Raw genomic sequence first — 11060 nt, forward strand, 5'->3', positions numbered from 1 at the left:
GTCGAAGTCTAGTCGTTCGTTTCAGATTTCGCTTTGTCCGCAGCCTGGTCAGTGGCTTTGGTAATGGCTTTGGCAATGCCGCGCAGGATGTGGATTTCTTCCTGCAGCGGCTGGGCGCGGTTGAACAGCTGGTTCAGGCGCGGCATCAGCTTTTTGGGCGCGGCGGGGTCCAGAAAGCCCAGCGCGGTCAGCGCCTGCTCCCAGTGCGCCAGCATGCCGCCGACCTGGCGCGCGTCGGCCTGCACCGGTGGCTGGGTGGCGGCTTCCACCGCGTAGCCGCCCAGGGCCATGCGCCATTCGTAGGCAATAAGCTGCACGGCCGCGGCCAGGTTCAGCGAGCCGAAGTTCGGGTTGGTGGGAATGCTCAAAGCGACGTGGCAGCGATACACGTCTTCGTTGGCCATGCCAAAGCGCTCGCAGCCAAACAAAAACGCAACGCCCGCGGGACGCTTATTCGCCAAATTTAATGCCAAATCGGCTTCTAGCGTATATTCCTCCTGCGCAGGTAGCTCTCTTTTCAATAGCGCTTCAAAGTGTGGGCGCGGCGTGGTGGTGGGCGGGCCGAAGTCGCGCGGGGTCATGGCGGTAGCGCACAGGTGGTCCATGCCGTCCAGCGCCTCGTCCAGGGTGGCGACGATGCGGGCGTTGTTGAGCACGTCCAGGGCCCCGCTGGCGCGCTGGATGGTCTCCAGGCGGCGCAGCACATTCGGCCAGCGCGGATTGACCAGCACCAGGTCGTCAAAGCCCATGACTTTCATGGCGCGGGCAGTAGCACCCACATTGCCAGCATGGCTGGGTTGGATCAGAATAAAACGGCTTTGCATGGCAGAAACAGTAGGGCGGGTAAAATCGCTCGATTGTGGCTGCCTGCATCGCCTGGCCGCTCTTCTTTTGCTCTTCTTAAAAATCTATGGCGCTCCCAAACCTACACCCGATGCTTAACGTGGCCGTCAAGGCTGCCCGTGCCGCTGGCTCGCTCATCAACCGCGCGGCACTTGATGTCGAAGCGGTGCGTATCAACCAGAAGCAAATCAACGATTTCGTCACCGAAGTCGACCAGGCGGCCGAGAAAGTGATCATCGAGACACTGACCACGGCCTACCCTGGCCACGGCATCCTGGCGGAAGAATCGGGTTCAGAGTTTGGCGCCAAAGATTCCGAATTTGTGTGGATCATCGACCCGCTCGATGGCACCACCAATTTCATCCACGGCTTTCCGTTCTACTGCGTCAGCATCGCGCTGGCCGTGCAGGGCAAGATTGAACAAGCTGTCGTCTACGATCCCACCCGCAACGATCTGTTCACTGCCACCAAAGGCCGTGGCGCGTACATGAACGAGCGCCGCATCCGCGTCTCCAAACGCGTGCGCCTGAACGAATGCCTGATCTCCACCGGCTTTCCGTTCCGCCCCGGTGACAACTTCAAAAACTACCTCGGCATGATGTCCGACCTGATGCCCAAGCTGGCCGGTATCCGCCGCCCTGGCGCTGCGGCACTGGACCTGGCCTACGTGGCTGCTGGCTTTACCGATGGCTTCTTTGAAACCGGCCTGAACCCCTGGGATGTGGCCGCGGGCTCGCTGCTGATCACCGAAGCCGGTGGTCTGGTGGGCAATTTCACCGGAGAAGCCGATTTTCTGGACCAAAAAGAGTGCATGGCCGGGAATCCGCGCGTGTACGGCCAGTTGGTGTCGGTGCTGGGCAAGTACAGCAAGTTTGCCAGCGCAGGCGAAAAGGCAACTTTGCGCCAAGCACCCAACGCCGAAGCGGTGGAACAAGTGGAAGTAGCTGCGCCCCCCGCAGCAGCAGAACCCAGCAAAAGCGAAGACGCGCCCTTTTAATTGCTTTAGTCGTTGTCGCTGTAAGCCAGGGCGATTTTTTGAAAATCGTCTGCAATAGCGACAAAAGCATCCAGGATGTCGGGGTCAAAGTGGCTGCCCCGGCCCTGCACCACGATGCGGTAGGCCTCTTCGTAGCTGAAGGCAGCTTTGTAGACGCGCTTGCTGATCAGTGCGTCATACACATCGGCCACCGCCATCAGGCGGGCTGAAATCGGGATCGCATCGCCTACCAATCCCTCGGGATAGCCTGAACCGTCCCATTTCTCTTGGTGGCTGTAGGCGATTTCTTTGGCCAACGTCAGAAACGCCACCTTCATACCCAGGCGCCGCTCCGCATCTTCGATCGCGTCCCGGCCCAGGCGGCTGTGCGTCTTCATCACCTCAAACTCTTCCGGGGTCAGCTTGCCGGGCTTGAGCAAGATGTTGTCGGGGATGCCGATCTTGCCAATGTCGTGCATCGGTGCCGACTTGAAAAGCAGCTCAATCGTGGTATCGGTCAAAAAGCTGGAGAACCGCGGGTGGTTTTTAAGCTGCTCGGCCAACCGCTTGACGTACATCTGGGTACGGCGGATGTGGTTGCCGGTTTCGTTGTCGCGGGTTTCGGCCAGCGAGGCCATGGCCATGATGGTCACGTCCTGAATGGCATGCACTTCCTGCGTGCGCTTGAGCACTTCCTGCTCTAAAAATGCGCTCTTGTCGCGCAAAAAATCGGCCGAGGCCTTGAGCGCCAGATGGGCATGCACGCGCGCCAACACGATGGACGGGCTGATGGGCTTGGTGATGTAGTCGGCAGCGCCCAGCTCCAGGCCCTTGGTTTCGTCTTCCACCTCGGACTTGGCCGTGAGAAAGATCACCGGGATGTGGCGGGTGCGCAGCTCCGCTTTGAGACGGCGGCAAACCTCGTAGCCGTCCATGTCGGGCATCATGATGTCGAGCAGGATCAGGTCGGGTGGCGTATCAGAGTTGGCGATCCGCAAACCCTTTTCACCATGGTTGGCTACCTTGACCTTGTAATGGTCTTTGAGCAGCGAGCTCATCAAGGACAAATTATCTGGCGTGTCATCCACCACCAATACGGTCACAACCGGCTTGTCAATGAAGGTAGTTGGAAGGTCCATGGGCATAAAAGGAGGGTGCATTTTTCGCCGAACAAGCAGTCAAACCAAGCGCTATGGGGCCGCTTGCGCATCTTGCAACGAAGCTGGTATACCCGTAGTTTGTGGGTCACAGCATAACTGCGTTTTGTAACTATCGGCAACAAACGGAGTCACCGAAAAATGTGCCCATAAAAAAACCGGTGGCGGCCCGTGCGAAGCTGGCTCCGCGGCCGTCCACCGGTTTCGGCCTGGGTTCAGACCGCTTCAGGCATTCCGCTGCGCAGCGACTTGGCAATCGCCAGCCCGATGCGGGTGGCTTCCAGCGCGTCCGACAGTGTCAGCGTCAGTGGCTGCACACCCCGGCAGGCAGCCACAAACGCCGCCATTTCGGCGGCAAAGGCGGCCTCGAAACGCTCGTAAAAATCGGCCACCACGGTGTGGCGCACGCCCAGGCCGTCGCTGCGCACCACGCGGTCGCGGGCCGCGTGCTCACCCACCAGCAGCTTGCCGGCGGTGCCGATTATTTCGGTGCTGGTTTCGTGTCCATGGGCCATGGTGCGCGAGGCGTACAGCACGGCCTTGGCCCCGCCTTCAAACTCAACCACGGCCAGGCCGTTATCCACATCACCGAACTCGGCCAAGGCCGGGTGCAGCGCATTGGTGCCGGTGGCAAAAGCGCGCAAGGCCTTGGGACGGCCCAGCATCCAGCGCGCCAGATCGATGTCGTGCACGCTGCAGTCCATGAAGATGCCGCCTGAGGTAGGCGCAAACCGCACAAAGAAACCTTCGGGGTCGTTTTGGTCGCAGGTCTGGCTGCGCACCAGAAACGGCTTGCCGATCTCGCCTGCGGCCACACTGGTCTGGGCGCTCACATAGCTCGGGTCAAAACGCCTCACAAAACCGACCATCGCCACCTGCGCCGGGTGCTTTTCGGCCACGGCCAGCACGCGTTCGCAGTCGGCCAGGTTCAGCGCCAGCGGCTTTTCCACAAACACATGCTTGCCCGCTTCCAACGCAGCAATAGCCTGGTTGGCATGCAAGGACGTGGGCGTGACCAGCACTACCGCGTCGATGTCCGGGTCGGCGATGAACGCGTCGAAGTCGTCGTACAGCCGGGCAATGCCCAGCTGCTCGCCCGCAAACGCGCGCTCGCTGGCCACCGGGCTGCAGGCTGCCACCAGGCTGCAGTGGCGGGTGCGGAAGGCCAGGGCCTCCGCATGCCGTTGGCCCAGACGGCCCAGTCCGGCAATGCCTATCCGTAATGCCCTGGTCATGGCTTAAAACAGAACGGGTTGGCCGCTCTTGCAGCTTTCGGCGGCGGCATCGGCCAGCTTCTGGGCGGCCACGCCGTCGGCGATGGTGGTTTTGAACGCTGCGCCGGTCTGCAGGCATTCAAAGAAGTGGGCCATTTCCAGCTTGTAGGCCGCTGCGTAGCGTTGCAGGAAGAAGGCTTCTGGCTTGTCGGCACGGATGCCGTTGGCATCCCACTGCACCACAGCCGAAGGGGTCTGGTTGCCGCATTGCAACAGGCCACCCGAGCCCAGCACTTCAAAGCGCTGGTCGTAGCCGTAGGCCGCGCGGCGGCTGGTGTTGATCTGGCACAGGCGGCCGGACTTGGTACGGATGCTGACAGCCGTGCTGTCCACGTCGCCCAGGGCGGTAATGGCGGGATCGGTCAGCACCGAGCCGGTAGCGCTGAGCCACACAGCTTCGTCGCCGTCGGCGCACAGGATCCAGCGGAACACGTCCAGATCGTGGATCAGCATGTCGCGGAAGATGCCACCGGAGGCCTTGATGTAGTCGGCCGGAGGCGCGCCGGGGTCGCGGCTGGTGATGATCAGCATCTCGGGCTTGCCGATGTCACCGGCGGCGAGGCGGCGGCTGGCATCGTTAAAGGTAGGGTCGAAACGGCGTTGAAAGCCGATCATGCAGGCCACACCGGCGGCCTTGACGGCTTCGGCACAGGCGATGGCGCGGGGCACCGACAGATCGACCGGCTTTTCGCAAAAAATGTGCTTGCCGGCAGCGGCGGCGCGGGTGATCAGGTCACTGTGGGTAGCGGTGGACGAGCAGATCGCCACGGCGTCAATGCTCTTGTCGGCCAGCACGGCTTCGATGGTGGACACCTGGGCACCCAGTTGCTGCGCCAGTTCATTGGCGGCGGCAGGCACCGGGTCGCACACGGCTTGCAGCTTGACACCGGGCAGTGCGGCGATATTGGAAGAGTGGATACGGCCAATGCGACCGGCACCGAAAACAGCAACGTTTTTCATAGGGTTTACCAGGGAATAAAAGACAAAAAATCCGCCTGCACAAGGCCATGGCGGGAACCAAGATGCCGGACTATACGGGGATTTTTGACAAACGAAAATAATTTTCCAAAAAAATTTAAATTCGAATTTAACTTCAAGGTAAACCCTTAGAAATGACCATAAATGGTCAAAAAATCGGCTGCAAAAGCAGCACGGCTTGTCTACAGTGGCGGCCAGACCAGCCCACACGCAAGTCAACAAACAAATCCATTTTTTCCAGGAGACAAACCCCATGACCACCGCCATCCCTTTTTCCATCAACCGCATCAGCGCACCCCGCATCCCCTTCGCCAGCTTTGCCGCCATGAGCAAGCGCCTGGGCGTGGGTGCCATCGAAATCCGCAACGACCTGCCCGAGGCTGAAATGGTCAACGGTGCCAAGGCCGCCGACATCGGTGCCGCCGCCAAGGCCCAGGGCCTGACCATCCGCTCCATCAACGCGCTGCAGCGCTTCGAGCAGTTCGATGCCAAGCGCCTGCAAGAAGCCCAGGACATGATTGCCTACGCCGTGGCCTGCGGTGCCGAAGCCCTGGTGCTCTGCCCCACCAACGACCTGCGCGACAACCGCACTGCCGACCAACGCCACCTGGATCTGGTGAACGCCCTGACACAACTCAAGCCCCTGCTGGAAGAGGCCCGGCTGGTCGGCCTGGTGGAACCCCTGGGCTTTGAAGAATGCGCCGTGCGTCGCAAATCCCAAGCCATGCGCGCCATCGACGAGATCGGCGGTGGCAGCACCTTCAAGCTGGTGCACGACACCTTCCACCACCACCTAGCAGGCGAAGGTCTGTTCTTCCCCGAGCATACCGGCCTGGTCCACATCTCCGGCGTGGAAGACACCGCCCTCAGCCCCAACCAAATGCGCGACAGCCACCGCGTGCTGGTCGGCAAGGCCGACCGCCTGGGCAACGCCGCCCAACTCGGCACCTTGCTGGACGCAGGCTACGCAGGTTTTGTGTCGTTCGAACCCTTCGCCGAAGAAATCGCCGCCGCGTCTGAGGCCGACATCGAGCAGCAACTGGCCTTCAGCATGGCCTACCTGACGAATGCCGTGGCAGCAGCGCGCGAAAAAGTAGCACAGCCCGCCTGATTTACAGTGGGGAATGGCCGACATTCCCCCTCCGCGTAAAAAATCCAGCGCCCGCTTCATCGACATTGCCGCGCTGGCCCAGGTCAGCCCGGCCACCGTCAACCGGGTGCTGAACGACCGGGGCAGCGTCTCCACCGCCACCCGCGAAAAAGTCATTCGGGCGGCACAGCAACTCGCCGTGCCGCGCCTGATGCCCGAGGTGCACCGCGGCCTGACCCGGCTGGACGTGGTGTTGGCGCGCAGCCAGACCCCTTTTTTCCAGCGCATGGAACTGGCCCTGCAGCGCCTCATGCCCCTGCTGGACCGTCGCATCGTGGTGCACCGCCACAGCTTTGCGCCCGGCGACGACGAGCACACCGCCCAGTTCATCCGCCAGCCCCCGCACCCACGCCACGGCCTGCTGCTGGCCGTGCACGACACCCCCGTGCTGCGCGCCGCCGTGCAACAGGTGAGCCAGCAAGGCGTGCCCGTGGTCACCCTGATGAGCGACATCAGCGACGTATCGCGCCTGCACTACGCGGGCATCGACAACCTGCACGCCGGCCGCACCGCCGGGCACTTCATGGGGCGACTGGCCCGCACCGGAGGACGTTTGCTGGTGCTGACCAACGACCTGCACTTCCGCGCCCACCGCGACCGCACCGCCGGATTTTTGGACGTGGTGCAAGAGAAGTTCGGCCAGTTCCCGTGCGCCCCCGCCATCCCCTGCTTTGATGATCCCGACCAAACCTTCCAGGCCGTGGATGCCGCCTGCAAGCAGGGCCCGGTGGCGGGCATTTACCACAGCGGTGCCGGTTCGGTCGGCATCCACCAGGCCCTGCAACGCCATGGCCTGGCCGGCAAGGTGGTGTGGATTGGGCACGAGCTGTCCGACGAGCACCGCCGCTGGCTGCAGCTGGGTGCGATGGACCTGGTGATCGACCAGGACCCGGATGGCCAGGTGCTGTCGGGCATGCAGCACCTGCTGTTCCAGAACAAATGGCTGGCCCAAAAACCCCTGGCCGGGCCCAACGAGTTCCGCCTGTTCTGCGCCGAAAACCTGCCCAGCCAGCCGTACTTGCCCGGCAGTGGCTTGCTATAAAATAAGTAGCTATCTGCGTAGGTGGGATATACGCTAGAGGCCTATTTTTTATGAAACCGTGCCCTGCGGCGTGGTGGTCTGGTACGGCAGCTCCAGCATGTAGGCCAGGGCGATGAACAGGCTTTGCGCCAGGCCCATGGTGCTGTTGAGCGATCTAAAGCCGAAGGTGGAGTTGTCTTGCACCACCAACACCACTTGGGCCAGTTTGGCCAGGGGGCTCATGCGGCTGTCGGTGATGGCGATCAGGCGGGCACCGCGCTCTACGGCCATTTTGGCCACGGCGATGGTCTCATCGGCGTAGGGCAGAAACGAGATGGCCACCATCACGTCGCCCTTGCGCACCGAGCGCATTTGCCCCAGGTGCATGCTGCCCATGCCCGACACCAGGCCGATGCGCTTGTCGGTGTGCTGCAAGGCGTAATCGAGGTACACCGCCACCGGAAACGAGCGGCGCGAGGCGGCGATCCAGATGCTGTCGGCCTCGGCCAGCAGGTCTACGGCCTTCTTGAATGTGGGGCCGTGCAGGCTGTTTTGCAGCTCTTGCATGCCGGCAATGCTGCCCGACAAAAATTCGTTCGCAATCTCCACGCTGGACAGGCTACCCGCGCCCGACTCGATCACGTCACGGATGCGGGTTTTGTAATTGCGTGCGGGCGCCAGCTGGCGCGACAGGCCTTCGCGGAAGATGGCCTGCATTTCCGAGAAGCCCGAGAACCCGAAGTGTTTGGCAAACCGCACCACCGCCGAGGGCTGCACGCTGCACTGCGACGCCACCTGCTGGATGCCGTCCAGCCCGATGTGGTGGCGGTTGAGTTCCACGTGGCGGGCGATCACCTTGAGCTGCTTGCTTAACGCGTCGTATTCGCCGGTGATGCGCTTGATCAACTGGTCCACGCTGGGGACGTTGGGTTTGGGGGCCTTGTCAGCAGACATCGTGGTTTCTGTTGTGTAAAGCAGTCATCTTAATCTCAGCGAAGGAATAAATTTTCATACTCAAATAAAAATAGAAAATTTTTGTTATTTTGAGGCGCGACTTCCTATAATTAAAGTCCACCTTTCACATGCGACACACCCATGCAAACCCCCGATAGTACGTCCAGCCCGGCCATGGTCATCGTCGGCGCCGGCCATTGCGGCGGCCGTGCCGCGCTGGCGCTGCGCACAGCGGGCTGGCAGGCCGCCATCCATTTGGTAGGCGACGAGCCGCACCACCCGTATGAGCGCCCGCCCCTGTCCAAAGACCTGCTCACCGGCGACAAAACCGCCGAAGCCTGCGCCCTGCTGTCAGACGCCGACCTGCTGGAAGCGCGCATCACCCGCCATGTCGCGCGGGTGACATCCATCGATGCCACGGCCCGCCATCTCACCCTGTCCGACGGCCAAACCCTGCCCTACCAGTCGCTATTGCTGGCCACGGGTGGCAAGGTACGCACGCTGCGCATCCCCGGCGGCGATCTGCCCGAAGTGATGACGCTGCGCAATTTAGGCGATGCCGCCGCGCTGGCCCAGCGCCTCACACCAAGCCAGCGCCTGCTGGTGGTGGGCGGTGGTTTTATTGGCCTGGAAGTGGCGGCCTCGGCCCGCAAGCTGGGCTGCGAGGTCACCGTAGTCGAAGGTGCGCCGCGCCTGATGGGCCGCGCCGTACCCGAGCCGGTGACCGAGCGCGCCCTGGCCCTGCACCGCGAACGCGGCGTACGGGTACTGCTGGGCGTGAGCCCGCAAAGCATCACCCGTACCGCGACCGGCGTGCGCATGGACTTGGCCGACGGCAGCAGTATCGAGGCCGACACCATCCTGGCCGGCATTGGCATCGAACCCGATTTGGCGCTGCCACAGGCCGCCGGGCTGGCAGTAGGGCGTGGCGTGCTGGTCAACGCGCACCTGCAATCCAGCGTGCCGGGCATTTTTGCGGCGGGCGATGTGGCCGAATTCCCTAGCGTGCTGTCAGGCCAACTGGTACGCCAAGAAACCTGGCACAACGCCGAAACCCAGGCCGCCATTGCCGCGCAGAACATGTTGGAAGGTGAGTTGGCTGCCTACACATCCCTGCCCTGGTTCTGGTCCGACCAGTACGACCACCAGTTGCAGGTAATGGGCGAGCCCGCGCTGGCCGCTAGCAGCACCACCCGCACGCTGGATGATGCAGGCGGCATGGTGATTTTTTACCTGGACGCAAACAACCGCTTGGTCGGTGCCTGCGGCTGGGGCCAAACCAGCCGCGTGGCCAAAGAGCTGAAGCTGGCCCGCACCCTGGTCGAGCGACGCATCACCGCCAGCGCCGACGTGCTGGCCAACCCCGCCACCAAACTCAAGAGCCTTTTAAGCAATGCAGCCTAAATTACCCATTGGCATCAACCTCGACGGCGTGCTGCACCACGACGGCCTGCCCACACCCGATGCCGCCACCCGCTTTGCCTGGGTGCGCGACAGCAGCGCGTTTGCCTACATCGAAAAGAACCACAACCCGGCCGAAGACTTTGCGCCCTACTTCGACCTGGTACAGGAATACGGCGTGCCTATCGATGTGTTCGGCGGCATCTTCTGCGCGGGGCGCGATGAAGAGCGCATGCGCTGGTGCGTGGCCACTGGTGGCCAGCTCAGCGCCAAGGTATTTAACATGCAGCTCTTCGCCCGTCGCGCCGACGGCGAAGCCATTACCGACCAGCAAGTGGCCGACTTCTTCCTGGATGCCATGCAAGTAGGCGCGCCGGTAGGCTGCCTGCCCAGCCTGGAAGTGCACGTAGACATGTGGAGCGAGCAGTTCGCCCGCGTAGAGCGCGTGGCCGAACTGCTGGCGCGCCGCCAGGTACCGCTGCGCATCACGCTGGACCATTCGCACCTGGTGTTCAAAATGGACCACCCGCAAGAGCTGGCCCAGAGCGGCCTGCCCGATGGCGGCAGCCACGACGTGCTGCCCGCCTTCTACCGCCAGTGGCTGAATGAGGGCTGGGTCGCCCACGCCCACACCCGAAGTGTCGCCCCCGGCGTGCCGCACAACAAAGCCATGGACCGCCAGCCCGGCCAGCCCGGCCGCGCCATCCAGTACCCCTTCATCGCGCCACCCGCGGGCACGTTCCACAGCGATTGGGATGCACAGAAGCTGGAGCCCTGGAAGCAGGCCGTGCGCGAACTGCTGGCCGCCATGCACGCCAACCCGGCGTCCACACCGCAGCGCATCAGCTGCGAGTTCATCCCGTTTGCCGACTACGGCGGCGGCGGGCGCTATTCGATCTGGGACAACAACATCGCCTGCGCCGCTTGGTTGCAGGACGAATGGAAGAAATTTAAGTAGCGAAGTCACACACCGTGGCCTAAGGCCCGCTACTTGGCGAATGGACGTGACCCTGGCACGAATGCACCAGGTGAACTAGGTCGATCGGAAAAAACAGGCTTTAGTCGCCAAAGTACCAGGGATACGAACACACCACTGCGTTGATGTGGGTCATGTTACGCGCGGCCTCTTTGTCGCTTTTCAACGTATTACTCACCCGCTGGATCAAACCGGTCACCGTCTCGCGGTAGAAATTTTCCGCTAGCACCTCTTCGAAGCGCATGGCGTAGGTGGCCTAGTCGTTGCGGAGACTGTCCAGACCGACGACCTCATCGCCCGGCCGAGCGCAGCGGCAGATTTTCGGTTTAC

At 62.3% G+C, this 11060-nt stretch carries 11 protein-coding genes; 5 read left to right on the plus strand and 6 right to left on the minus strand.

Annotated features, from left to right (window positions below; all coding sequences use genetic code 11):
- Window positions 1–8: 8 nt before the first annotated feature.
- Window positions 9–824 (minus strand): RNA methyltransferase, encoded by an 816-nt coding sequence (locus tag Q0T48_RS01135; protein WP_295951201.1) that lies wholly within the window; start codon window positions 822–824, stop codon window positions 9–11.
- Between the two features lie 86 nt (window positions 825–910).
- On the opposite strand from Q0T48_RS01135, the gene Q0T48_RS01140 reads away from it, so the two are divergent.
- Entirely contained in the window at window positions 911–1840 is a 930-nt protein-coding gene (locus Q0T48_RS01140) for an inositol monophosphatase family protein (RefSeq protein ID WP_295951205.1), read from the plus strand.
- Between the two features lie 5 nt (window positions 1841–1845).
- On the opposite strand, the gene Q0T48_RS01145 is transcribed toward Q0T48_RS01140, so the two are convergent.
- The 3 genes from Q0T48_RS01145 to iolG all read right to left on the minus strand — a co-directional run bounded on the left by Q0T48_RS01145 (window position 1846) and on the right by iolG (window position 5210).
- Window positions 1846–2958, minus strand: coding sequence for a two-component system response regulator (locus tag Q0T48_RS01145; RefSeq protein WP_295951210.1), 1113 nt, complete (start codon window positions 2956–2958; stop codon window positions 1846–1848).
- 233 nt (window positions 2959–3191) lie between these two features.
- The gene (locus Q0T48_RS01150; RefSeq protein ID WP_295951213.1) at window positions 3192–4211 is read right to left on the minus strand and encodes a Gfo/Idh/MocA family oxidoreductase; all 1020 of its coding nucleotides are present in this window, start codon (window positions 4209–4211) and stop codon (window positions 3192–3194) included.
- A gap of 3 nt (window positions 4212–4214) precedes the next feature.
- Window positions 4215–5210, minus strand: a complete 996-nt coding sequence (iolG, locus tag Q0T48_RS01155) for an inositol 2-dehydrogenase (RefSeq protein ID WP_295951216.1) — start codon at window positions 5208–5210, stop codon at window positions 4215–4217.
- Window positions 5211–5481: 271 nt separating this feature from the next.
- On the opposite strand from iolG, the gene Q0T48_RS01160 reads away from it, so the two are divergent.
- Both Q0T48_RS01160 and Q0T48_RS01165 read left to right on the plus strand, forming a co-directional pair.
- Window positions 5482–6339: a TIM barrel protein gene (locus Q0T48_RS01160; RefSeq protein ID WP_295951219.1), complete on the plus strand. Its 858-nt coding sequence runs from the start codon at window positions 5482–5484 to the stop codon at window positions 6337–6339.
- Between the two features lie 13 nt (window positions 6340–6352).
- Window positions 6353–7420, plus strand: coding sequence for a LacI family DNA-binding transcriptional regulator (locus Q0T48_RS01165; protein WP_295951223.1), 1068 nt, complete (start codon window positions 6353–6355; stop codon window positions 7418–7420).
- A 48-nt stretch (window positions 7421–7468) separates the two neighbouring features.
- Here Q0T48_RS01165 and Q0T48_RS01170 read toward each other — a convergent pair whose 3' ends face one another.
- Window positions 7469–8353: a MurR/RpiR family transcriptional regulator gene (locus Q0T48_RS01170; RefSeq protein WP_295951226.1), complete on the minus strand. Its 885-nt coding sequence runs from the start codon at window positions 8351–8353 to the stop codon at window positions 7469–7471.
- 141 nt (window positions 8354–8494) lie between these two features.
- Here Q0T48_RS01170 and Q0T48_RS01175 point away from each other — a divergent pair, with 141 nt between their 5' ends.
- Together Q0T48_RS01175 and Q0T48_RS01180 are read left to right on the plus strand one after the other, a co-directional pair.
- Entirely contained in the window at window positions 8495–9757 is a 1263-nt protein-coding gene (locus Q0T48_RS01175; RefSeq protein ID WP_295951231.1) for an FAD-dependent oxidoreductase, read from the plus strand.
- Complete coding sequence (locus Q0T48_RS01180) at window positions 9747–10712, plus strand: xylose isomerase (protein ID WP_295951234.1); 966 nt, start codon at window positions 9747–9749, stop codon at window positions 10710–10712. The genes Q0T48_RS01175 and Q0T48_RS01180 overlap by 11 nt, the downstream gene beginning before the upstream one ends.
- A 100-nt stretch (window positions 10713–10812) precedes the next feature.
- On the opposite strand, the gene Q0T48_RS01185 is transcribed toward Q0T48_RS01180, so the two are convergent.
- Entirely contained in the window at window positions 10813–10974 is a 162-nt protein-coding gene (locus tag Q0T48_RS01185; RefSeq protein ID WP_295951237.1) for a hypothetical protein, read from the minus strand.
- Between the last annotated feature and the right edge of the window lie 86 nt (window positions 10975–11060).

The sequence above is a fragment of the Rhodoferax sp. genome, assembly GCF_025354435.1.
In the GTDB taxonomy this organism is placed as follows: domain Bacteria; phylum Pseudomonadota; class Gammaproteobacteria; order Burkholderiales; family Burkholderiaceae_C; genus Rhodoferax_B.

Coding starts and splice junctions, on each gene's coding strand:
- Q0T48_RS01145 (WP_295951210.1), bottom strand. CDS start 2,958: ATGGACCTTCCAACTACCTTCATTGACAAGCCGGTTGTGACCGTATTG.
- Q0T48_RS01180 (WP_295951234.1), top strand. CDS start 9,747: ATGCAGCCTAAATTACCCATTGGCATCAACCTCGACGGCGTGCTGCAC.
- Q0T48_RS01135 (WP_295951201.1), bottom strand. CDS start 824: ATGCAAAGCCGTTTTATTCTGATCCAACCCAGCCATGCTGGCAATGTG.
- Q0T48_RS01160 (WP_295951219.1), top strand. CDS start 5,482: ATGACCACCGCCATCCCTTTTTCCATCAACCGCATCAGCGCACCCCGC.
- Q0T48_RS01185 (WP_295951237.1), bottom strand. CDS start 10,974: ATGCGCTTCGAAGAGGTGCTAGCGGAAAATTTCTACCGCGAGACGGTG.
- Q0T48_RS01150 (WP_295951213.1), bottom strand. CDS start 4,211: ATGACCAGGGCATTACGGATAGGCATTGCCGGACTGGGCCGTCTGGGC.
- Q0T48_RS01165 (WP_295951223.1), top strand. CDS start 6,353: ATGGCCGACATTCCCCCTCCGCGTAAAAAATCCAGCGCCCGCTTCATC.
- Q0T48_RS01140 (WP_295951205.1), top strand. CDS start 911: ATGGCGCTCCCAAACCTACACCCGATGCTTAACGTGGCCGTCAAGGCT.
- Q0T48_RS01175 (WP_295951231.1), top strand. CDS start 8,495: ATGCAAACCCCCGATAGTACGTCCAGCCCGGCCATGGTCATCGTCGGC.
- iolG (WP_295951216.1), bottom strand. CDS start 5,210: ATGAAAAACGTTGCTGTTTTCGGTGCCGGTCGCATTGGCCGTATCCAC.
- Q0T48_RS01170 (WP_295951226.1), bottom strand. CDS start 8,353: ATGTCTGCTGACAAGGCCCCCAAACCCAACGTCCCCAGCGTGGACCAG.